The 24,062-nt window shown below is 53.4% G+C and carries 19 protein-coding genes; 5 read left to right on the forward strand and 14 right to left on the reverse strand.

The genetic code is table 11. The annotated features are described in order from the left end of the window. Positions 1-2: 2 nt before the first annotated feature. The 8 genes from sucD to sdhC all read right to left on the reverse strand — a co-directional run bounded on the left by sucD (position 3) and on the right by sdhC (position 9,862). A complete protein-coding gene (gene sucD, locus SYMBAF_RS09505) occupies positions 3-875 on the reverse strand; it encodes a succinate--CoA ligase subunit alpha (protein ID WP_040264878.1) in 873 nt (290 codons plus the stop codon). After that, positions 875-2,041, reverse strand: a complete 1,167-nt coding sequence (sucC, locus tag SYMBAF_RS09510; RefSeq protein ID WP_040264877.1) for an ADP-forming succinate--CoA ligase subunit beta — start codon at positions 2,039-2,041, stop codon at positions 875-877. Before sucC ends, sucD begins: the two co-directional genes overlap by 1 nt. Before the next feature lie 234 nt (positions 2,042-2,275). After that, complete coding sequence (gene odhB, locus SYMBAF_RS09515) at positions 2,276-3,490, reverse strand: 2-oxoglutarate dehydrogenase complex dihydrolipoyllysine-residue succinyltransferase (protein ID WP_040264876.1); 1,215 nt, start codon at positions 3,488-3,490, stop codon at positions 2,276-2,278. Between the two features lie 52 nt (positions 3,491-3,542). Then, positions 3,543-6,350, reverse strand: a complete 2,808-nt coding sequence (gene sucA / locus SYMBAF_RS09520; protein WP_040264875.1) for a 2-oxoglutarate dehydrogenase E1 component — start codon at positions 6,348-6,350, stop codon at positions 3,543-3,545. 278 nt (positions 6,351-6,628) lie between these two features. Continuing rightward, on the reverse strand, positions 6,629-7,345 hold the full coding sequence (locus SYMBAF_RS09525; RefSeq protein ID WP_040264874.1) for a succinate dehydrogenase iron-sulfur subunit: 717 nt from the start codon (positions 7,343-7,345) through the stop codon (positions 6,629-6,631). A 16-nt stretch (positions 7,346-7,361) separates the two neighbouring features. Continuing rightward, complete coding sequence (gene sdhA, locus SYMBAF_RS09530; protein WP_040264873.1) at positions 7,362-9,128, reverse strand: succinate dehydrogenase flavoprotein subunit; 1,767 nt, start codon at positions 9,126-9,128, stop codon at positions 7,362-7,364. Next, positions 9,129-9,476 (reverse strand): succinate dehydrogenase membrane anchor subunit, encoded by a 348-nt coding sequence (gene sdhD, locus SYMBAF_RS09535; RefSeq protein ID WP_037388537.1) that lies wholly within the window; start codon positions 9,474-9,476, stop codon positions 9,129-9,131. It abuts the gene before it with no gap. Continuing rightward, entirely contained in the window at positions 9,470-9,862 is a 393-nt protein-coding gene (gene sdhC / locus SYMBAF_RS09540; protein WP_228457116.1) for a succinate dehydrogenase cytochrome b556 subunit, read from the reverse strand. Before sdhC ends, sdhD begins: the two co-directional genes overlap by 7 nt. Before the next feature lie 706 nt (positions 9,863-10,568). On the opposite strand from sdhC, the gene SYMBAF_RS09545 reads away from it, so the two are divergent. Further along, positions 10,569-11,864, forward strand: a complete 1,296-nt coding sequence (locus SYMBAF_RS09545) for a citrate synthase (RefSeq protein ID WP_006708518.1) — start codon at positions 10,569-10,571, stop codon at positions 11,862-11,864. A 282-nt stretch (positions 11,865-12,146) separates the two neighbouring features. On the opposite strand, the gene SYMBAF_RS09550 is transcribed toward SYMBAF_RS09545, so the two are convergent. From SYMBAF_RS09550 to seqA, 5 genes are all read right to left on the reverse strand, one after another. Then, the gene (locus SYMBAF_RS09550; protein WP_040264871.1) at positions 12,147-12,890 is read right to left on the reverse strand and encodes a type 2 GTP cyclohydrolase I; all 744 of its coding nucleotides are present in this window, start codon (positions 12,888-12,890) and stop codon (positions 12,147-12,149) included. 177 nt (positions 12,891-13,067) lie between these two features. Further along, complete coding sequence (phrB, locus tag SYMBAF_RS09555; RefSeq protein ID WP_040264870.1) at positions 13,068-14,495, reverse strand: deoxyribodipyrimidine photo-lyase; 1,428 nt, start codon at positions 14,493-14,495, stop codon at positions 13,068-13,070. Then, positions 14,496-15,467, reverse strand: coding sequence for a YbgA family protein (locus tag SYMBAF_RS09560; protein WP_040264869.1), 972 nt, complete (start codon positions 15,465-15,467; stop codon positions 14,496-14,498). A gap of 190 nt (positions 15,468-15,657) precedes the next feature. Further along, the gene (gene pgm, locus SYMBAF_RS09565) at positions 15,658-17,301 is read right to left on the reverse strand and encodes a phosphoglucomutase (alpha-D-glucose-1,6-bisphosphate-dependent) (RefSeq protein WP_040264868.1); all 1,644 of its coding nucleotides are present in this window, start codon (positions 17,299-17,301) and stop codon (positions 15,658-15,660) included. A gap of 32 nt (positions 17,302-17,333) precedes the next feature. Further along, positions 17,334-17,852, reverse strand: a complete 519-nt coding sequence (gene seqA / locus SYMBAF_RS09570) for a replication initiation negative regulator SeqA (RefSeq protein WP_040264867.1) — start codon at positions 17,850-17,852, stop codon at positions 17,334-17,336. A gap of 234 nt (positions 17,853-18,086) precedes the next feature. On the opposite strand from seqA, the gene ybfF reads away from it, so the two are divergent. From ybfF to fur, 4 genes are all read left to right on the forward strand, one after another. After that, positions 18,087-18,848, forward strand: a complete 762-nt coding sequence (ybfF, locus tag SYMBAF_RS09575) for an esterase (protein ID WP_040264866.1) — start codon at positions 18,087-18,089, stop codon at positions 18,846-18,848. 386 nt (positions 18,849-19,234) lie between these two features. Continuing rightward, positions 19,235-19,510, forward strand: coding sequence for a LexA regulated protein (gene ybfE / locus SYMBAF_RS09580; RefSeq protein WP_040264865.1), 276 nt, complete (start codon positions 19,235-19,237; stop codon positions 19,508-19,510). A 182-nt stretch (positions 19,511-19,692) separates the two neighbouring features. Next, complete coding sequence (fldA, locus tag SYMBAF_RS09585; RefSeq protein WP_040264864.1) at positions 19,693-20,232, forward strand: flavodoxin FldA; 540 nt, start codon at positions 19,693-19,695, stop codon at positions 20,230-20,232. Between the two features lie 320 nt (positions 20,233-20,552). After that, complete coding sequence (gene fur / locus SYMBAF_RS09590) at positions 20,553-20,999, forward strand: ferric iron uptake transcriptional regulator (RefSeq protein ID WP_006708509.1); 447 nt, start codon at positions 20,553-20,555, stop codon at positions 20,997-20,999. Positions 21,000-21,390: 391 nt separating this feature from the next. On the opposite strand, the gene SYMBAF_RS09595 is transcribed toward fur, so the two are convergent. Next, a complete protein-coding gene (locus tag SYMBAF_RS09595; RefSeq protein ID WP_040265099.1) occupies positions 21,391-24,048 on the reverse strand; it encodes a beta-N-acetylhexosaminidase in 2,658 nt (885 codons plus the stop codon). Between the last annotated feature and the right edge of the window lie 14 nt (positions 24,049-24,062).

Genomic DNA, 24,062 nt, shown 5'->3' on the forward strand with positions numbered 1-24,062 from the left:
TATTAACGATTCAACACCGCTTTCACTGCATCACCAATATCAGCCAGGCTGCGCACGGTTTTCACCCCCGCCGCCTCCAGCGCCGCAAACTTCTCGTCTGCCGTGCCTTTACCGCCAGCAATGATCGCACCAGCGTGCCCCATACGCTTGCCTTTAGGCGCGGTGACACCAGCAATGTAGCCGACCACCGGCTTGGTAACGTATTCTTTGATGTAGGCTGCCGCTTCTTCTTCAGCGCTGCCGCCGATTTCGCCGATCATCACGATTGCTTCGGTCTGTGGATCTTGCTGGAACAGCTTCAGAATATCAATAAAGTTGGAGCCGGGGATGGGGTCGCCACCGATACCCACACAGGTGGATTGGCCTAGACCGGCATCGGTGGTTTGTTTCACCGCTTCATAGGTCAGGGTGCCGGAGCGGGAAACGATACCTACTTTGCCTGGCTGGTGGATGTGGCCTGGCATAATGCCGATTTTACATTCATCTGGGGTGATAACGCCTGGGCAATTCGGGCCGATCATCCGCACGCCAGCTTCATCTAGCTTCACTTTCACCGTCAGCATGTCCAGCGTTGGGATGCCTTCGGTGATGGTGATGATCAATTTGATGCCAGCATCAATGGCTTCCAGAATAGAGTCCTTGCAGAACGGTGCAGGAACGTAAATCACCGATGCATTCGCCCCCGTGGCTTCAACCGCTTCACGCACGGTATTAAACACCGGCAACCCCAGATGCTGAGTGCCACCTTTGCCTGGAGTCACACCACCAACCATTTTGGTGCCGTAAGCGATAGCTTGTTCGGAGTGGAAAGTTCCCTGGCTCCCGGTGAAACCCTGGCAAATTACTTTGGTGTTCTTATCGATTAAAATGGACATTATTTACCCTCCACTGCCGCAACAACTTGCCAAGCCGCATCAGTCAGGCTGGTCGCAGCAATGATATTCAGACCACTGTCCGCCAATTTTTTGGTACCCAGTTCGGCGTTATTCCCTTCCAGACGCACCACCACTGGAATGTTAACGCCCACTTCAGCCACTGCGCCGATGATGCCATCAGCGATCAGATCACAACGCACGATACCACCGAAGATGTTAACTAGCACCGCTTTCACTTTATCGTCGGACAGGATGATTTTAAATGCTTCAGCGACACGCTCTTTGGTTGCACCACCACCTACGTCCAGGAAGTTAGCCGGTTCTCCACCATACAGTTTAACGATGTCCATGGTACCCATTGCCAATCCAGCACCGTTAACCATGCAGCCGATGTTGCCGTCAAGCGCTACGTAGTTCAGCTCCCACTGTGACGCACGGGATTCACGCTCGTCTTCTTGAGAAAGATCACGCATTTCGCGCAGTTCAGGCTGGCGGAACAAGGCGTTGCCATCGGCACCCAGTTTGCCGTCCAGGCACACCAGGTCGCCCTGTTTGGTGATCACCAGCGGGTTGATCTCAACCATCGCCAGGTCACGCTCCAGGAACAGCGTTGCCAACCCCATGAAGATCTTGGCGAACTGACTGACTTGCTTGCCGGTCAGCCCCAACTTGAAGGCCAGCTCACGACCCTGGTAAGGCTGTGGGCCGACCAACGGATCGATGGTCATTTTGTGGATCAGCTCCGGGGAATCTTGCGCCACTTTTTCGATCTCAACACCGCCTTCCGTGGATGCCATAAACACCACGCGACGGGAACTGCGGTCAACTACTGCGCCCAAATACAGTTCTTTATCGATGTCGGTCGCTGCTTCTACCAGGATTTGGTGTACTGGCTGGCCCAGCACGTCAGTTTGGTAGGTCACCAGACGTTTGCCCAACCAGGCTTCCGCGAAAGCACGGATATCTTCTTTACTGTTAACCACTTTAACGCCGCCAGCTTTACCTCGTCCGCCAGCATGAACCTGACATTTAACCACCCACGGGCCACAGCCGATTTTGGATGCGGCTTCTTCTGCTTCATGCGGCGTGGTACAAGCGTAGCCGGTAGGTGCTGGCATACCATACCGAGCAAACAACTGTTTTGCCTGATATTCGTGTAAATTCATGGTGTTCTATCCATTCAGTTCTGAAGGTTTTAGCCGGGTCAGGGATGCACGATAATGCGCATGACTTTCCGGCCACGTAGTACAAAATATGGGCGCGGCGTTATACCCGTCATACTTAAAGCTGCATCTTTGTTGGTTGCCTTCTCTCCCCCCAGGAGCATAGTTCACTATGCTCCTGGGGGTTCGCTCCGTTGCCATCGCGATGCAGCTAAGGTATTGCGCCCATCAGGGTTACTAGACGTCCAGCAGCAGACGAACCGGATCTTCCAACATATTTTTAACTGTCACCAAGTAACCGACGGACTCTTTGCCGTCGATCAAGCGGTGGTCATAAGACAGCGCCAGGTACATCATCGGTTGGATCACCACCTGACCATTAACCGCCATGGGGCGATCTTTGATGGCATGCATACCCAAAATAGCGCTCTGGGGTGGGTTGATGATTGGGGTGGACATCAATGAACCGAATACGCCGCCATTGGTAATGGTGAAATTACCGCCGGTCAGTTCTTCTACAGTCAATTTTCCGTCGCGGCCTTTAACAGCTAACTCTTTGATTTTATTTTCTATATCTGCCATACTCATGGTGTCTACATCACGTAGCACTGGCGTCACCAGGCCACGTGGGGTAGATACCGCGATACTGATATCAAAGTAATTGTGATAAACCACATCAGAACCGTCGATCGACGCGTTCACTTCTGGATAACGCTTCAGCGCTTCAACCACCGCCTTGATGTAGAAGGACATAAAGCCTAGACGCACACCGTGGCGCTTCTCGAAGGCTTCACCGTACTGCTTACGCAGATCCATGATCGGCTGCATGTTGATTTCGTTGAAGGTGGTCAGCATGGCAGTGCTGTTCTTCGCTTCCAACAGGCGTTCAGCCACGCGTTTACGCAGGCGGGTCATCGGCACGCGTTTTTCGTAGCGATTGCTCAGAGTCGGTTGTAGTGCCGCTTCAGCGGTCGGTTTATCCGTTTGCTTGCCGTTAGCCAGATGCGCTTCCACGTCTTCACGAGTGATGCGGCCGCCTACACCGCTGCCTTTGATGGCACTGGCGTCGAGATCGTGTTCAGCGATCAGCCGGCGAATTGCCGGGCTGAGCGCGTCATTACTTGCTGCTTCCAGGCTGGCGGTAGCACACTGAACAGAGGTGGCGTCTTTAGGTGCCAGGCTTTTCTCGCTGGTCGGTTTGCCGGAGCTGTCGCCCGGACGGATGCGGCCAAGGATCTGGCGAGACAGCACAGTAGCACCCACTTCTTCCACGATCGCATCAAGAATACCCGCTTCACTGGCCGGCACTTCCAACACTACCTTGTCGGTTTCGATTTCCACCAGGACTTCATCACGCTGAACGTTGTCACCCGGTTTCTTGTGCCAGTTGGCTACCGTTGCATCGGCAACCGATTCAGGAAGGTCAGGAACCAGAATATCTACGCTACTCATTTAGCTTCCCCTTAATGTTTTTACCCTTCATTTGCTAGCAAATGAACAAGCACTAATCAATATTCAGCGCGTCATTCACCAGAGCCTGCTGTTGCTTCTGGTGTACCGACATATAACCCACCGCCGGAGAGGCAGAGGCAGGACGTCCGGCGTAACGTAAAGAAGCGCCGAATGGCACCACTTCTCGTAAGTTGTGTTGGCTGCAATACCAGGCCCCCTGGTTTAACGGCTCTTCTTGACACCAAACGAAATCATGCACATGTGCATATTTCTCCAGCACCGCCTGAACCGCCTGATGCGGGAACGGATACAACTGCTCGATACGGATGATGGCGACGTCTTTCTGCTCATTCTTGCGGCGCTGCTCCAGCAGGTCGTAGTACACTTTGCCAGCGCACAGCACCACGCGTTTGACCGCTTTCGGCTCCAGATCGTCGATCTCGCCGATAGCCGACAAGAAAGTGCCATTGGCCAACTCTTCCAGGGAAGAAACCGCCAGCGGGTGACGCAGCAGTGACTTAGGCGACATCACCACCAGCGGGCGGCGCATTCCGCGTAGTGCCTGTCGGCGTAGCATATGGTAAACCTGCGCCGGAGTAGATGGGATGCATACTTGCATATTCTGCTCTGCACAAAGCTGCAAGTAACGCTCCAGACGCGCCGAAGAGTGCTCTGGCCCCTGGCCTTCGTAACCGTGTGGCAGCAACATCACCAGGCCACACATGCGCCCCCATTTCTGCTCGCCGGAGCTGATGAACTGATCGATAACAACTTGCGCACCGTTGGCAAAGTCGCCGAATTGCGCCTCCCAAATGGTCAGTGTGCGTGGTTCAGCGGTAGCGTAACCATATTCGAACGCCAGCACGGCTTCCTCAGACAGTACCGAGTCCCAGACGTTGAATTCGCCCTGGCCACTGTGGATATTCGCCAGCGGAACATAGACCGAGCTGTTTTTCTGGTTGTGCACCACCGCATGGCGATGGAAGAAGGTGCCACGGCCGGCGTCTTCACCAGAGATGCGGATAGGGATGCCTTCATCCACCAGGGTGGCATAGGCCAGCGTTTCAGCCGCCCCCCAGTCAAACGGTTTGTTACCTGCGGCCATCTCTGCACGGTCACGGTAGATTTTCGCTACGCGTGATTGCATTTCGATCGCTTCCGGCACGCTGCTGATGCGGCGAGCCAGCTCCTGCAAGCGTTTCATCTCGACTTTGCTTGGGTACTCCTCATCCCACTCATGGTTCAGGTATGGCGACCAGGTGAAGGAATGCAGGTTCATCGGACGCCACTCTTCAACCACACAGTCGCCTCGATCGAGCGCGTCACGGTACAGATTGACCATTTCTGTGGCATCTTCCAGGCTGGCTACTTTTTGTTCGGTCAGAATATCAGCGTAGATTTCGCGTGGCGTTGGGTGTTTTTTGATCTTCTGGTACATCACTGGCTGGGTGGCGCTTGGCTCATCAGCCTCGTTATGCCCATGACGACGGTAGCAGACCAAATCGATCATCACATCACGTTTAAAGGTGTTACGGAAATCCAATGCCAGGCGGGTGACGAACGCCACCGCTTCTGGATCGTCCGCGTTGACATGGAAGATCGGTGCCTGCACCATTTTGGCGATGTCGGTACAATACTGGGTGGAGCGGGCATCTAGCGGATTGGAGGTGGTGAAACCCACCTGGTTGTTGATGACGATGCGCACCGTGCCGCCCACTTCGTAACCGCGCGCCTGCGACATATTCAGGGTTTCCTGCACTACGCCCTGACCGGTAATGGCCGCGTCACCATGGATAGTAATTGGCAGCACCCTATTACTGCGCGTTTCGTCCAGACGATCGCGGCGAGCGCGTACCGAGCCCATCACAACTGGGCTGACGATCTCCAGGTGCGATGGATTGAACGTCAGTGCCAGGTGAACCATGCCACCTTCAGTTTCTACATCGGAGGAAAAGCCCTGGTGGTATTTCACGTCACCAGTGCCAAGGTGTTCCTTATGCTTGCCAGCGAACTCGTCAAACAGGTCGGATGGCTTTTTGCCCAGCACATTGATCAACACATTCAGGCGGCCACGGTGAGCCATGCCCAATACCACTTCACGCATGCCATTCTTGCCCGCGTGACGCACCATTTCTTTCAGCATGGGCACCAACGCGTCACCACCTTCTAGCGAGAAGCGCTTCGCGCCAGGGAACTTGGCACCCAGATAACGTTCCAGACCTTCCGCTGCGGTCAACTCATTCAGGAAACGGCGTTTCTCATCGCGGGTAAAGCTAGCGTGCCCCACCACCGATTCGATGCGTTGCTGGAGCCAGCGTTTCTCTTCGGTATCGGTGATGTGCATGTACTCTGCACCAATCGAACCGCAGTAGGTCTGCTTCAGCGCAGCGTACAGGTCACCCAATTTCATGGTTTCTTTGCCGATGGCGAAAGACCCCACGTTAAAGGTTTCCTGGAAATCGGCTTCAGTCAGATTGTGGTAAGCGGGATCAAGGTCAGACACTTTCTCCTGCTGCCACAGGCCAAGCGGATCGAGGTTAGCATGCTGATGCCCACGGAAACGGAAGGCATTGATTAGTTGCAATACCTTGACTTGTTTGGCATCGGTTTCTGGATCAGTGTTCGTGGTGTTGTACCCTGTGGTGTCTTTCGCCAGGCGGTGGAAGTAATCGCGTATTTTAGAGTGAAGATGATCGGATTTTGTCCCCCCAGAGGTAAATTGCTGAAAAATGGAACGCCAGCTATCTTCAACGGAGCCAGGATCAGTTAAAAAATCTTCATAGAGTTGCTCTATGTAAGACTGGTTCGCGCCCGTCAGATAGGAGGAATCCAGCCAGGCCTTCATTGCGCCGTTCTGCATCATGATTCCTTAAGCTTGGAAGCTTTAGTTTTCGCCGTAGTTAGCATAATTACCGTGATAAATACGGTTATCCGTAAACGATTCACTAGACGTATCTTATAGCCACTAAAAGAACTGATATACGCTGTTATGAACCTTGGGTTCCTTATACAAGGAACCTCTAAAAACCGGCGAACAAATCAGGCTGTATGGAACACCACAACCACGGGGCAGCTTTTAGCGGTTCCCTTCCGTGCGATATGCGCCGGAACACTGCCCGGCGCAGCCTCTCATTCCCTTTATGCGCTGCGTTGCAGCAGCATGGACTTGATATGCCCAATAGCACGCGTCGGATTCAAGCCTTTAGGACATACACTGACACAGTTCATGATGCTATGGCAGCGGAAAACACTAAAAGCGTCGTCTAGATCATCTAAACGTTCTTGTTTTTCCGTATCACGGCTGTCGATCAGGAAGCGATACGCTGCCAGTAGCCCTGCCGGGCCGATGAACTTGTCAGGGTTCCACCAGAACGATGGGCAAGACGTTGAGCAGCAAGCACACAGAATGCACTCGTACAGACCATCCAGTTTAGCCCGTTGCTCCGGTGACTGTAGATGTTCGCGCGCCGGGGGATACTTGCCATCGTTTAGCAGATAAGGTTTTATCTTTTCATATTGAGCGTAGAACTGGCCCATATCTACCACCAGATCGCGTACCACCGGTAACCCCGGCAGCGGGCGGATCACAATTTTGTCGTGGCCTTTACGCAGCGAAGAGATTGGAGTGATGCACGCCAAGCCGTTTTTGCCGTTCATATTGATCCCATCGGAACCGCACACGCCCTCACGGCATGAACGGCGGAATGACAGAGTCGGGTCTTGCTCCTTCAGTTGGATTAATGCATCCAGCAGCATCATGTCACGCCCTTCTTCCGCTTCCAGGGTGTAATCCTGCATGTACGGCGCATCATCGGCATCCGGGTTGTAGCGATAAACCGAAAATTCGAGTTTCATCAATCAATCTCCGCAATTAGTAAGAACGCACTTTCGGCGGGAATGCCGGACGCAGCTTCGGTTGCATATTCACCTTACGGCACGTCATGCTTTCCGATTGCGGCAGATATAGCGAATGGCATAGCCAGTTGGCGTCATCACGTTCCGGATAGTCGAAACGGCTATGTGCGCCCCGGCTCTCAGTACGGAAGTTGGCCGACACCGCAGTGGAGTACGCGGTCTCCATCAGGTTATCCAACTCCAGGCATTCGATACGCTGGGTGTTGAACTCGCTGGAGGTATCGTCCAGCCGGGCATGCTTCAGACGTTCACGGATCACTTTCAGTTCTTCCAGCCCTTTGGCCATCGCATCGCCTTCACGGAACACTGAGAAATTGTGCTGCATGCAGGATTGAAGTGCCTTACGAATTTCAACCGGGTCTTCACCTGAGCGGGTATTATTCCAGCGGTTCAAACGCTCCAGCGAGGCTGCTACATCAGACTCACTGGCGTCACGGTTCTCGCCCTGCTCTTCAAGCGAAGCTTGTAGGTGCAGCCCAGCAGAACGGCCGAATACCACCAGATCCAGTAGCGAGTTGCCCCCCAGACGGTTAGCACCATGCACCGATACGCAGGCAATTTCACCCACAGCGAACAGCCCCGGAATGACCACATCTTCGCCTTGATCGTTCACAGTCAGCACTTGACCCGTCACTTTGGTCGGAATACCGCCCATCATGTAGTGGCAGGTCGGGATAACCGGAATGGGTTCTTTCACCGGATCGACATGCGCGAAAGTGCGTGACAGTTCCAGAATGCCCGGTAAACGGGATTCCAGCACATCTTTGCCTAAGTGATCCAACTTCAACTTGGCGTGTGGCCCCCAAGGGCCATCACAACCACGGCCTTCACGGATTTCAATCATGATGGAACGGGCAACCACATCGCGCCCTGCCAAGTCTTTGGCGTTCGGCGCATAACGCTCCATGAAGCGCTCGCCGTGTTTGTTCAGCAAATAGCCGCCTTCACCACGGCAGCCTTCAGTCACCAGCACCCCAGCACCAGCGATACCGGTCGGATGGAACTGCCACATTTCCATGTCCTGCACCGGTACACCAGCACGCAGCGCCATGCCGACACCGTCACCGGTGTTGATGTGGGCGTTGGTGGTAGACTGATAAATACGGCCTGCACCACCAGTGGCCAGCACCGTAGCCTTGGCTTTGAAGTAAGCCACTTCACCGGTTTCGATGCAGATAGCGGTAGTACCCACTACGGCACCCTCCGAGTTTTTCACCAGATCCAGCGCATACCACTCGGAGAAGATGGTAGTGTGGTTCTTCAGGTTCTGTTGGTACAAGGTGTGCAGCAGTGCGTGACCGGTACGGTCAGCAGCCGCAGCAGTCCGTGCTGCCTGCCCACCGCCGAAGTTCAGCGATTGGCCACCGAATGGGCGTTGATAGATTCGGCCATCGTCCAGTCGGGAGAACGGCAGCCCCATATGTTCCAGTTCCAGAATGGCTTCCGGGCCGGTTTTACACATATACTCAATGGCATCCTGATCACCGATATAGTCGGAACCTTTCACCGTGTCATACATATGCCATTCCCAGTTGTCTTCATGGCTATTGCCGAGCGCAACAGTGATACCACCCTGCGCAGAGACAGTATGGGAACGGGTCGGGAATACTTTGGACAGCAGGGCGCAAGTTAAACCCGCTTGGGAAATCTGTAACGCAGCACGCATACCTGCGCCACCGGCACCGATAACCACTGCATCAAACTCTCTGACCGGCAGTTTCATTTAAACACCCCACACGACGATAGTTCCATACAGTAAATAGACCAACAATACGACAACGATCGCCAGTTGCGACACTAAGCGAACCGCCAGCGGTTTGACATAATCCGTCAGTACCTGCCACAAGCCGATCCAAGCGTGAACCAGAATCGACAGCAAGGTCAGCAAGGTGAATACTTTTGTCATGGAGGTAGCGAAGAAGCCGTGCCAGATTTCATAGGTGAGGTCTGGGGCCAAGATAAAAAAACCAAGGAGATACAGGACATACAGAATAATGATGATGGAGGAAGCTCGTAGCAACAACCAATCGTGCACGCCGTTGCGCCCTAATGCAGAAACATTGTTTACCATACCCAAACTCCAGCCAAAACTGATAGCACAATGGTCAGACAGATCGCCACCTGAGCTGAGCGGGTACCAGCGGCCAGACTCTCTTCGATGCAGCCAAAATCCATCAGCAAGTGACGCACGCCACCGCAAATGTGATAGGCCAGCGCCGTGAGGATGCCCCAGAATATGAATTTGACAATGAAGCTATTCATGATGGCGGCCGCCTGCATGAAACCTTCAGGGGAAGAGAGAGACAGGCCCAGTAGCCAAAGGAGAATGCCCACAGCAATGAAGGTAATTACGCCAGAGATTCGATGTAAGATAGAGGCTATTGCAGTTACGGGAAAGCGGATCGTTTGCAGATCCATATTGACAGGTCGTTTTTTTTTCACATTTATTCCACACAGCTCTTATTATTTTCCTTCCTCCGGGTCTGGGTAAGAATCAAACAGCGTTAAGAGCCAAAACCCCTACGCGTCACGCGCTTAAACATCAATATCCTCTGTGCTCAAACGGCGCGCATTTATAACGCTGGGAGTCCCAACTTCGTGGTAATCCGGAGACCTCGCGGCAGTATAGAAGGGTTACATTCTTATTACAATTAACATACAATCACTTTGATAATATTTCTACCGAACAGTGATTCAGATCACACATCTCACAATTATTACGATATTAATCGCTTAAATTTACAATAAGTAAGCATTTGAATTACATATTGATTGCAAAAAGTTTTATGATGCGCTCTAGGTCAGCAGCTACACCTTCTCCATTATCCAAGATATGTAACAGTGTACCTGTCAAGCCTATCCCGATAGCTGTGGTTTCCCGCCCAGCTTTACCGCAAAAAGCAAATGTCGCTCATAGGGTTAACGTCCGCTCCATTTTGTGCGGGCAACCTGACAAGATTTAAGGTATTTCAGGTTTTAGGCGTTTTTAAAATTAAGAGCCTATCCCAGTGGGCGTTCATTGTTGTAGCCAGTTTGGATCAGGACAGCGCGTAACAACCGCAGCGTACATGGCGTACGTGAGGATGGTGAGCATTGCCCCAGGGCCAAAATGGCAAATAAAATAGCCTAGTGGGATAGATTCTAAGGCGCTAAGGAGACATAAATGACTGATAAGAAAGCGACGCTAACGATTAGTAATGATGGCGAAACCCCGATCGAATTGAGTTTATTAACCCCAACACTGGGGCCTGATGTCCTTGATGTCCGCACTCTCGGTTCCAAAGGTTATTTCACATTTGATCCCGGCTTTACTTCTACCGCCTCATGTGAATCAAAAATCACCTTCATCGATGGCGACAAGGGCATTCTGCTGCATCGTGGTTTCCCGATCGAGCAGTTGGCGAAAGAGTCTTGCTATCTGGAAGTGTGCTACATCCTGCTATACGGCGAGGCACCAACCGCAGAAGAATTCGATACCTTTAAAACCACCGTGACCCGCCACACCATGATCCACGACCAGATCACCCATTTGCTCCGTGGATTCCGCCGCGACTCGCACCCGATGGCAGTGCTATGCGGCGTGACCGGCGCGTTAGCCGCGTTCTACCACGATGCGCTGAACATCAACAACGAACGTCACCGCGAGATCACCGCTTTCCGCCTGCTGTCAAAAATGCCGACCGTGGCGGCGATGTGTTACAAATATTCTCTGGGCCAGCCGTTTATTTATCCGCGCAACGATCTCTCTTACGCTGGCAACTTCCTACACATGATGTTTGCTACCCCATGCGAAGAATACGTAGTGAACCCGGTGTTGGAACGCGCCATGGATCGCATCTTGATCCTGCATGCTGACCATGAACAGAATGCCTCCACGTCTACCGTACGTACCGCAGGCTCCTCCGGTGCCAATCCGTTCGCCTGCATTGCAGCTGGTATCGCTTCTCTATGGGGCCCGGCGCACGGTGGTGCCAACGAAGCTGCACTAAAAATGCTAGAAGAGATCAATACCGTCGATCACATTCCAGAATTCATCAAGCGTGCCAAAGATAAGAACGACTCGTTCCGTTTGATGGGGTTCGGCCACCGCGTGTATAAGAACCATGACCCGCGTGCCACCGTGATGCGTGAAACCTGTCACCAAGTGCTGAAAGAACTGAACAAAAAGGACGACAACTTGCTACAGGTAGCGATGGAGCTAGAACACATTGCGCTGAATGATCCATACTTTATCGAGAAAAAACTGTACCCGAATGTCGATTTCTATTCAGGCATCATACTGAAGGCGATGGGTATTCCTTCTTCCATGTTTACCGTTATTTTCGCCATCGCCCGTACCATCGGCTGGATCGCGCATTGGAACGAAATGCACGATGAAGGCATCAAAATTGCCCGCCCTCGCCAGTTGTACACCGGCTATACTGAGCGTGATTTCAAACCCCAGCTTAAGAACACATAATGCAGCTTTACCCTGGCTAATGCCGCACAGCGCCGCCCGATTGGGCGGCATTCTTTTGCATGTGTCTGACAGCAAAGCAAGGGGGCCAGTAAACTCGGCCCCAGGGTGATATCCGAGGTACTATAGAGCAAAATGGCACTCTGGGCGGTTTCCAACCACACCCGCAGGTCGCGTTACGCGTTAAGAGTCTATCCCAGTAGGCGTATATTGTTGCCGCCCATTTGCACACGGACAGCGCGCAACAACCGACGGTGAAACCGGGCGGGATCATGAGAAGAGACATCAGGCGGGATTAGGGATATCGATGAAGGTCACGCTAAAGCCGTGCTGCTGCGCCAACCATTCGCCCAACGCTTTCACACCGCCGCGTTCGGTAGCATGGTGGCCGGCGGCGAAGAAGTGAACCCCCATTTCCCGTGCGCTGTGAATGGTCTGCTCCGATACTTCACCGCTGATAAAGGCGTCGACGCCAAAACGTGCCGCGCTGTCGATAAAGCCCTGGCCACCGCCGGTACACCAGGCCACGCGGCGGATATGCGCTGGCGCATTATCACCACAATACAGCACGCTACGACCCAGACAGTTCTCGATGCGCTGTTGCAATGCAGTGCCAGTCAGTGGCTGGTCAAACTCGCCGTGCGGCACCAGCGGTTGCACCTGGCCAATCACCCGGATGCCGAGCGCCTGCGCTAACTGTGCGTTGTTGCCCAGCACCGGATGCGCGTCGAGCGGCAGATGGTAACCGTACAGATTAATGTCATTGGTCAGCAACGTTTTCAGCCGATTGCGCTTCATGCCACACACCACTGGCGCTTCGTTTTTCCAGAAATAACCATGATGTACAATAATAGCGTCAGCCTGCTGTTCCAACGCCGCGTCCAACAACGCCTGGCAGGCAGTGACCCCCGTGACGATACGTTGTACATGCGCACGCCCTTCCACTTGCAGTCCATTAGGCCCATAGTCCTGAAACGCCGCCGTATTTAGCTCGCTGTTGATCAGATTTTCCAGATCGAGGTTACGCATAATCTTCTCTCTTCATAGGTAAATGTCTGATGGCCACCTTACGCCCATCAGGACAACCCCCCCCTCTCCCCCAGATCGTTACCTTGCTTTAATGGTGATGCGCATACCTTCATTCCAGGCTGAGCTTGATATAGCCGATCACTACCGGAGAATCTTTCAGTGCGCCTTGCCATTGCCTTAAAATCCTCCCTGTTTCGCCGCTTCAAAAGCCGCCAGAGTCTCCAGACGAGCCTGCCGATGATCGACCACCGGCAGTGGATAATTCAGCACAAGCTGCTGCTTCTGTGCCCAAAGGTGGGGTTGATGAATGTCATTGTCCGGCACATCTGCCAGTTCAGGCAACCATTTACGGATAAATGTGCCTTGTGGATCAAATCGTTCACTCTGGCTGGTCGGATTAAAAATGCGGAAATAGGGGACAGCATCGGTGCCGGTAGAAGCCGCCCATTGCCAGCCACCGTTATTGGCCGCCAAATCGCCGTCCAGCAATTGCGACATAAAATAACGCTCACCGACGCGCCAGTCGATCAGCAAATCCTTCACCAAAAAACTGGCGCTTATCATCCGCAACCTGTTGTGCATCCAACCGGTATTATTCAGTTGGCGCATGGCTGCATCGACGATCGGATAGCCCGTTTCCCCCCGTTGCCAGGCTTGAAGCAGCGATTCATCGTTCCGCCAGCGTACCTTATCTGTCCACGCGATAAAGGGCCGATGTCTGCATAATGCCGGATAAGCCGCCATCAGATGCCGATAAAACTCACGCCAGATCAGCTCATTGAGCCAGCCGAAAGCGCCGCTTTCACGTTCTTCCAACACCGAAGGATGCTCAGCACACAGCCGATTGAAGCATTGGCGAGGAGATAGTGTGCCAATCGCCAGATAGGGCGACAGGCTACTGGTGCCAGCAATAGCCGGCAAGTCGCGCTGGGTGAGATAATCCTGCACCTGCTGGCGACAGAAAGCCCGCAGCCGCTGTAGCGCCGCCTGTTCGCCAGCGGGGAAATCCTCCCCTGGATCGGCATGCGGGTACTCAAACGCTGGAGGCGCATCCGGTATTGGCAGAGCACCGGCGCATGGTTGTGGTGCCGGCAGGCAACGCACGTCAGATTCGGTCAAGCGACGGATAAAAGCGTTGCGGAACGGCGTGTAAACTTTATACATTTCGCCACTGCCGGTTTGCACGCTCCCCGGTGGTAACAGCAGACTGTCATCGAAATGCTGGCAGCGCACCCGGCCAGCCAGGCGCTGTTCCACTTGTTGATCGCGCCGCCATTCATTTAGCTCATACTGCCGATTGTAAAACAACACCGTCACCTGCTGCTTTGCGCAGTAGTCCGTCAGCCAGTCAATCGAAGCAGCAAAGTCATCGCACTGATGGCAATACAGCGGAATGCCTTTTTGCTCCAGTGCCTGTTGCAACTGCTTCAGGCTAGCGTGGATCAGTGCCGCCTGGCGAGGTGCCATGTCATGCCGCCGCCATTGTTGCGGGGTGGCAATAAACACCGCCAACACCCTAGCATCAGGCTCGTTGCAGGCAGCATGCAGTGCTTTGTTATCAGTTATACGTAGATCATTACGCAACCAGACCAAGTGCGTAGTCATTCATAAAGCTCCTTGCGAATCATGGCCGTAACGCAGACGCAACGCCTCAGGGTAAGGGTCGAAATAGCGTTGATCCGCCAGATAGCTATCTGGGTATTCAGCCATATAGTGTTTGAGCAGCGCGATCGGTGCCAGCAATGGCTGCATGCCCTGCCGATAGCGGTCGATCAATTGCGCCAGTTCGCACCGTTGAGCGGCATTCAGTTGCTGGCGAAAATAACCCTGTACATGCATCAACACGTTGGTGTGATTACGCCGTGTCGCCTTGAGTGCCAGCAACGCCAGCAGGCGACGACGGTATTCAACCGCGAACGCTTCCAGTGAATCCCATTCACCAATACCAGCGACAAAGCGTCCAAGTTGGCGATACTGGGGCTGCGAATGCGCCAACAGCGACAGCTTGTAGCGGCTATGGAAGGCGATCAAACCGCCACGGGTCAGCCCTTTGTGCCACAGCATATTCAGGTCGTACAGTGCATAAACTCGTTCGATAAAGTTTTCCCGCAGCGTTACATCATTCAGTCGACCATCTTCTTCCACCGGTAGCCATGGCATTTGACTCAGAAGTTCAGCGGTGAACAGCCCAATGCCATTTTTGCGCGAGTCTTTACCGTCCTCGCTGTAAACCCGTACCCGCGCCATACCGCAACTGGGGGATTTGGCACAAACGATATAGCCGCACAAATGCTGCAATGCTGCCACTTGCCGTCCGGCGAATTGCTGCATATTATCGGCCAGATCGACGCTGGCATCGTTGCTGTAGCGCAGCGCTGTCCGCTGCGGCTGTTTAACCAGCCGCAGCGCCGGGCGGGGCGTCGGCAGGCCAATCGCCATTTCCGGGCAGATAGCCTCAAAACGCACATAAGGGGCCAGTTGCTCTACCGCAAAAGCCAAGCGCTTGTGGCCGCCATCAAAACGCACCGCATCGCCGAGTAGGCAGGCGCTGATGCCGAGTGGGATCTTATCGCTCATCGTGCTCTCCGACTGTGCTGGATAATGGTAGAAGTGTAGAGGAAGGGCTTGCAGAATACGACCTTGCCTCTATAGACAAAAACCACAGCTTTGAGCTATTCATAAGTGGCAACCTGAGTCTCAGTGCGTGGTGGTAGGCATAAGAAAGCGCTGCGAAAACAGCGTCTTTTATCAGATCAATAGAAGGAGATTATTTGGCAGAGGCTAGCACTTCAGCGACGATTTCTACTGCTTCATGCTCGATCTTCTCACGGTGTTCAGCACCCAGGAAGCTTTCGCAATAGATCTTGTAGGCTTCTTCAGTGCCTGAAGGGCGAGCAGCGAACCAACCGTTGTCGGTCATCACTTTCAGGCCACCGATCGGTGCCCCGTTACCTGGTGCGCTAGTCAAGCGATCAGTGATCGGATCTCCCCCCAACATGCTGGCCTTAACCCTGTCCGGTGATAGCTTGGATAACGCGGCTTTCTGCGCATGGCTAGCCGGAGCCTGAATACGGTTGTAGCTTGGTGCGCCAAAGCGCTTGACCAGATCATCGTAATGCTGCTGAGGATTTTCGCCGGTCACCGCCGTGATTTCTGCCGCCAGCAGGCACATGATAATACCGTCTTTGTCAGTCGACCATGGCATGCCGTCAAAGCGCAAGAACGAGGCACCGGCACTCTCTTCGCCGCCAAATCCCAGGCTACCGTCGAACAAACCATCAACGAACCATTTGAAGCCGACCGGCACTTCCATCAGTTTCCGGCCCAGATCGGCGACTACGCGGTCAATCATCGCACTGGAAACCAACGTTTTGCCTACCGCCACATCAGCGCCCCATTGCGGACGATGCTGGAATAAATAGTTGATGGCCACCGCCAGATAATGGTTAGGGTTCATCAAACCTTGTAGCGTCACTATGCCGTGGCGGTCGTAATCTGGATCGTTGGCGAACGCCAGATCGAATTTGCCGCGCAGTGCCAGCAGACCGGCCATCGCTGACTCGGACGAGCAGTCCATGCGGATGATGCCATCATGATCCAGATGCATAAAACGGAAAGTCTGATCGATAGAGTCATTCACCAACGTCAGATCCAGCTTGTAATGCTCGGCCATGCGCTGCCAGTAGGCAATGCCTGAACCGCCGAGTGGCTCCACCCCCAACTTTAGGCCGGCCCGCTGAATGGCCGCCATGTCAACCACATCCACCAGCCCTGTAATGTATGGCTGCACCAGATCTTTAGTATGCAGATGACCGCTGTGCCAAGCCTTATCCAACGACTGACGCTGCACGCCCTTCAAGCGCTGCGCCAACAATTCATTGGCGCGTTTTTCGATCATCGCGGTCAGGTGGGTGTCGGCTGGGCCGCCATTCGGCGGGTTGTACTTGATGCCGCCGTCTTCCGGTGGGTTATGGGAGGGCGTGATGACGATACCATCCGCCTGCGCCCCACCCTGACGGTTATGGCATAGGATAGCGTGCGATACTGACGGCGTAGGCGTAAAACCGTTATTTTCCTGCACGATCACATCAATACCGTTGGCAGTGAGTACTTCCAGCACCGAAATAAAGGCCGGTTCTGACAGCGCATGGGTATCCTTACCTACGTAGCAAGGGCCAGTCACCCCCTGCTGATGGCGGACTTCAGCGATCGCCTGAGCAATGGCGAGGATGTGCGCTTCGTTAAAGCTGTGGCGCATTGCACTACCCCGGTGGCCGGATGTACCGAATTTCACCGCATGGGCAACGTTGCCTGCCTCTGGCAGCAGCACGTAGTACTGCGATATCAACTGAGCTACGTTGATCAAATCGTTTTGCTGGGCGGGTTGCCCAGCACGTGGATTATTTGCCATCGACATCTCCTTCTTATCACTGTTGGCTAGTGTCAGATGGTCCCGCAAACCTTCTCCGTCAGTTCCGCCGGGAACTGCATCGCGCGCATAATGTGTTCGATCATACTACGCTTGCGACCAGTATTGGTATTGGTGATCACCCAATAAGGGGTGCCTGGAACGTGTTTCGGCTTAGTATGCCTACCGTTAGCCAGCAGGGTATGCTGCTCGCTGGCGAAATAAATACGGGTACGGCCATGCAACGCATCGGTGGCGGCGGCAAAACCGGCGGCATCAAGGGTATAAAGCGTGGAGAGCACCAGCATAAAACGCTCAATGGCCTTGCTCTGTTTGGCATATTCATCCAACAGTAGCAGTTCACGCATGGCACGCACGCGGTCAGACGCAAGTGGCGCAGGCAGCGCTTTTTCTCGCGGGCTGACAGTCGCCACCGGTTGCATTGCGGTAAATTTCAGCATGCGGCGTAAAATATCGGACGCGCTTTCACCAATATGTTGCGTGTGGCTGGCAATATAGCGGTAAAGTTCTTCATCAACTTCGATAGTTTTCATCTTTATCCAGTACTGTTTTTCTACTTAGAACCTAAAGCCAAACCTTACGTTCAAGCTATGGGATTATACGGTTAAAATCGCGGGGGCGAGCACCACTGCAGGCCGCAGAACGGAGAATGCAGACTAATATCTATAATGGATTCTGCCAAGCTTGCGCCGTTAAAATCCGCGTTATTCATCATGCGATTCGATCATGATACCCTAATCTAAATATCTCTTAGTAAGAACTTCTCGATGAAATTACATTATCAACTGCTGGTCGCCGAGTCAGATGCCCTGCCGGTGGTGCTGATCCACGGCCTGTTCGGCAATCTGGACAACCTGGGCGTGCTAGCGCGCGAGTTGAATCAGCACTGCAAGGTCATTAAGGTCGACCTGCGCAACCACGGGCTATCACCGCGTTCTGAAGAGATGACCTATCCGGCCATGGCGCAGGATCTGCTAACACTGCTCGACGATCTGCAATTGGAGCAAGTTATTGTCATCGGTCATTCAATGGGCGGCAAAGCAGCCATGGCGCTAACCGCCATTGCACCCCATCGCGTCGATAAGCTGGTTGTCATCGATGTGGCACCCGTGCATTACCGCACCCGCCGTCACGACGAAATTTTTGCCGCACTGGAAGCCGTCAACGCCGCTGGCATCACCCAGCGCCAACAGGCCGCCCAACTGATGCGTCATTCTCTGCGCGAGGATGGTGTGATCCAGTTCCTACTGAAATCCTTCCATAACGGTGAATGGCGCTTTAACCTGCCGGTGCTGATCGCCCAGTACAAAAATATCATCGGTTGGCAAGAAGTGCCTGCATGGCCGCATCCGGCGCTGTTCATCTGTGGAGGCCTATCACCCTATGTACAAGACAGCGACCGCGAAGACATTGTGCGCCAGTTCCCGCAGGCTCGTGCACATGTGGTGGCAGGCACCGGGCACTGGGTGCATGCCGAAAAACCGGAAATAGTGCTGCGTGTCCTGCACCGTTTTCTCGACGAGGCTTGACAGTTCCCCCTACTAACGGTGGAAAACGTACTAAAGATAACCACTTGGCACCTTTATGGCTTAGTTAGGCATTGTCGTTGCTCTACCTGCTGGGGTAATATACCTCGTTATGATTTTACCGCCATTTACAGCGTGTTCGTTAACGTCAATCTGGGGGTAAATTTGAGTAAGGGTTTAATTGGCCCGAAGTGTGTTAACCGAACCGTCTAGAAGCATGTATACCTTAAATCATTCAAGTTGCAGGAAGGCAACAACGCAGCGCTCCCGCAGGGGCTTACAGCAGTAAGTAACTGGGGTGAGCGAGGAAAGCTAACGCACATGCAACTTGAAGTGTGACGGGTATAAGCGCTTTTTGATGCATACTCCCTTGCAGTACACCGCTACCTATGGCAAAAGAACAAACGGATCGCACGACGCTGGATCTATTCGCAGATGAACGCCGTCCGGGACGCCCGAAAACCAACCCACTATCTCGAGATGAACAGCTTAGAATCAATAAGCGCAATCAGCTACAGCGCGATAAAGTGCGTGGGTTGCGCCGCGTGGAGCTGAAAATCAACGCAAATGCGGTAGACGCTCTGAACAAACTGGCGGAACAGCGCAATATTAGCCGCAGCGAGCTTATCGAGCACATGCTGCTGGCGCAACTGGCAGAGCAGTGACCAGAACATTGATCGCTTTAGCCACACAGGCGTCGCAGCGTTCAGAATAAGATGTTTACCGGTAAGAACGCGCGCCGCTAGGGTGCTCCAAACTCTTGCCGGGTACTATTTCAACCGATGTTAGCGGAGTTATCCCTAACATCGTGTAATGCAATCTATTGAAATAAAAGGTTATACGCGATATGGCTACGGTAGGCATTTTCTTTGGCAGCGACACTGGCAATACCGAAAACATTGCCAAAATGATTCAGAAAATTCTCCAGACACAGTTTGGCGATGGGGTATCTGAAGTTCACGATATCGCAAAAAGCAGCAAAGAAGATCTTGAAGGTTTCGATATCCTACTGCTGGGCATACCAACCTGGTACTACGGTGAAGCACAGTGCGACTGGGATGACTTTTTTCCAATGCTGGAAGACGTGGACTTCAGCGGCAAGCTGGTTGCGTTGTTTGGTTGCGGCGACCAAGAAGACTACGCGGAATACTTCTGTGACGCGATGGGCACCCTCCGCGACATTATCGAGCCGCTCGGTGCCGCCATCGTTGGTCACTGGCCAACCAAGGGCTATCACTTCGAGGCATCCAAAGGCTTGGCAGACGATGACAACTTCATCGGGCTGGCGATCGACGAAGACCGCCAGCCCGAGCTAACCGACGAGCGCGTTTCAGCCTGGGTTACGCAGATCGTCGAAGAACTGAGCCTGGGTGATATCGTCGGCTGAGCGCCATTGTTGTTGACCAACAGTTGAACGTAGGCCCAGCCAAGTGCATAGTATTATCAGCAGTACAGATTGCTGTAATTAGAAGCGACACATTTGTAGCTTCCCACATTGTCACGGTAAACTGCGTCATCGGTTTATCTTAGCCATCAAAGCGTTGCGGTGATATAGTAAAGGAATTTAATCATATCACTACTAACAATGTGCGGTTTCCATTTAGAACAACCAGTTCTATAATGAGACGCAATTAACTCTTTATGCTAACCAATGACACAGGTGAAAACGCCTTACGTTGATTAGTATAGCAACAGGACTGAATCCGCATGACTGACAACAACATCGCATTAAAGAAGGCTGGTTTAAAAGTCACGCTTCCGCGACTCAAAATCCTGGAAGTACTGCAAAATCCGGAATGCCATCACGTCAGTGCGGAAGATTTGTACAAAAAACTGATAGATATGAGTGAAGAAATTGGGCTGGCGACGGTTTACCGCGTGCTGAACCAGTTTGATGATGCGGGCATTGTGACGCGTCACAATTTCGAAGGCGGCAAGTCAGTGTTCGAGCTGACTCAACAGTACCATCATGATCACCTAATCTGTCTGGACTGCGGCAAAGTGATCGAATTTAGTGATGAATCCATCGATACGCGTCAGCGGGATATCGCCAAGCGACACGGTATCAAACTCACCAACCACAGTCTGTACTTGTACGGCCACTGTGAAACTGGTGATTGCCGCGAAGACGATACGCTGCACGACAAGAAATAATCCCACTAGCGGGATTATTGATTAGCAGACTAAACCCGGCACTGACGCGGCTGGCCCCGCCCTTGTCCCTTGTCAGGTCACTGAAGAAAGTACCGCACACTAAGCGTACATTGTTGCAGCCATTTTGGACACGGACAGCGCACAACAACCGCAGCGCGCAGGGAGTCCATGAGGAGGGTGAGCACTGCCCAGGGCCAAAATGGCAAATAAGTAGCCTAATGGATAGGTTCTTACTTAAGAACAGTCTGATACTGTGTTGATCACCAACTATTTTCTCCCGATTTCAGCAGGCTATTAAATACGCGAATAACCACCCGTATCGAATAAATCCTCTTTGCTGGTCGGGTAAAGGATTAGGTAACCGGCTACCTCCGTCTCCGTGGAACCTGCCTTACACTTTTTCAGCACGACTGTAACGCTTGTTGTCCGGGCTTACCGCACGAACCCATACTTCACCTGTTACCACCGGCTTGGCCTGCACATCGTAACGCCGCCATTGCTTGCCGCCATCGCTAGAATATTCAATGCCCAACCCCGGCAAAGAGATATTGGCTTCCAGCTTGCCGCCGATGACGCGAGCACCCGGTACCGGCAGGCGATAGCTGATGCCCCCCTTGTCCAGCTTGGCCAACTCACGCTGGCCGATCAGGTTGGCGAAGCGCAGCCAGTCCTGCTCCAAGGCGTTGTCATCAACAAAGTGCGTTTCCCCACCCTGGTACACACGACCAGCCTGGTAATCCTGCTCCCAGGAAGCACGATGCCAGGCACGTTCGGCCACTGATAGCGAACGCGGGAAGATCATGTATTCCATCTGGGGATCGGTGCGTTGGGTTTCGCTCCACATCTGGGCGGAAATGCCATAGGCACCCGGCCAGGGTTTGCCGCTTTTGGCACTAAAGCGGTGGCCATCACGATCCACCGAGGTTTCAGCATTCTGCGGCAGGTTATCCGGCGCGAAGCTGAACATCTTGCGCTCGTCGCTGAAGCGGGTACCCCAGTAATAACCGCGTTCGTCTGGATTCACTTCGTACGGGAAGTCCATATAGACGTAATCCGGGTTAGAAAGGATCAGCTCGTATCCCTTGTTCGCCCAATCGTTGGCGCTGTCGAAGCCGCCCCAGTACAGGGTATCCCAGAAATTCACGCCCACGCGCGACGTGGCGAATACCTTGGCGTCCTGCGCATCTTTCAATCCGTCCTGCCAAGCCTGCATTCTGTCAATGCCGTGTGCCTTCACCTGTTGGCTGACTTCTTGCGCGAAGTAGCTCGGCAGGTGCTCCATATCGGCCACCTTGCCGTTGCTTATCATCGCTTGGCACACCTGGGATTTTGCCCAAGGCTTATCTTCTTTACTCTGATCGATAACGCCTTTGCCCGGCTCAGGTTTCACGCGATCGGTATAGCCAGCTCCTAAACGAATGTTTTTCGCTTCATCACCACCAAAGTGCCAAGTACGCAGCGGCTGACCGGCTTCTTTGTGCATTTGGGCGATTTCGCCGATCACTTTGTCGACAAAACGTTTGGATGAATCCAGGCACGGGTTCAGATAACTTTGTCGGTTAAAGTACTGCACCGACGTGGTGTCAGAAGTATCGGTCGGATCCACCAGGCGGAACTCATTGGCCTCCTGCTCTTTGCCAGCCGCATGCAGTTTCTTGTAGCGAGCTTCCATGGAAACCACCGCAGCACGGGCGTGCGCCGGCATGTCTATTTCCGGGATCACTTCAATCTGGCGCGCCTGAGCATATTTGACGATATCAATATAGTCCTGACGGGAGAAGAAACCGCCGTAAACCTCAGGCCCTTGACCATACTGCGGCAACAGACAACGGGTTTCGCTCAGGTCGTGGCAGCGTTGCCCTCCTACCTCGGTCAGTTCCGGTAGGCCCGGTATTTCGATACGCCAGCCTTCATCGTCGCTAAGATGGAAGTGGAATTTATTCAGTTTATAGGCCGCCATCTGATCTAGCAGGCGTAGCAAGGCGTCTTTATGGTGGAAGTTGCGCGCAACGTCGAGGAAGATGCCGCGATACTGGAAGCGTGGCGCGTCTTTGGCATCCAGAGTGGCGATGTTGCTACCGCCATCGGTCGGCACCAGCGACAGGATCGATTGCAGACCGTTGAACACCCCGGCTTGATCGAAACCGATCACCCGCGCTTCCTTCTCGCCAATCTTCAGCTCATAGGCACCCGGCACTGCCGATAGCCCTTTAAACTTAGCCGGCTGGATGGCAGTCTTAATTGGATACCCCTTTGCGTTGGCGGCAACGCCCAGCAGCGCGAAACGCTGGCTGATGACCTCTGCTGTCGGTTTAACCAACGCACTCAACTCCAGCGCCACGCCTCTGCTGAGATCGATGTCCTGCGGGTGTACCTTCACTTCCATCGGCGGCGGCACAATCTGGCCACGCAGCACCACGGCTGGCAAGGTTTTCAGCTCGGCGTTTTTAATGAAGCGCGAAGCTGGCGTCATCAGGATGTTGTCGTCATCCTTGGTACGTTTCCACTGGTCGCCGGTCAAGGGCATCACGAACTGGCTCAGGTCTTCGGTATCAGTATTCAGCAGGATTTTCGGTTTGGCGTCGCCGGAGGTGGCGTACCAGCGAGGCACAAAGTCGGTTTTAAACAGTTGCCAGTACTCGGCGATGATCGGGATCTCCACCACCTTGCCAGCCGGGAATCCGCTGAATTTATTGGTCGGTTCCAGCTTGTACAGGTCGCCGGTCAAATGCGTTATGTTGAATTGATCATTATCCACCTTCAGGGTTTGACGGGCGCTGTGGAAATAAATCGCCCAGTCGCTGCCCTTGATCGCCTGGCCGTCATTGCTCAGGGTGATCAACATCCGGTGGCAGGCCGCCCAGTCGCCACCCAAGGCGGCGCAGTTCAGGCCGCTGTCGGCGGCACGGTTATCCACCATTTTCACATTCAGTTTCAGTTGGCTCAGTTGATCCACCAACTGCTGATTGGCAAGCGCGTTCCCCGCGCCGCTAAATAGCCCAAGGGTTGCCGTCATCGCGGCAAAAGCACGCAACTTGAATCTATTCATCTTCTTCATCGTTT

This window comes from Serratia symbiotica, assembly GCF_000821185.2.
GTDB classification, from domain to species: domain Bacteria; phylum Pseudomonadota; class Gammaproteobacteria; order Enterobacterales; family Enterobacteriaceae; genus Serratia; species Serratia symbiotica.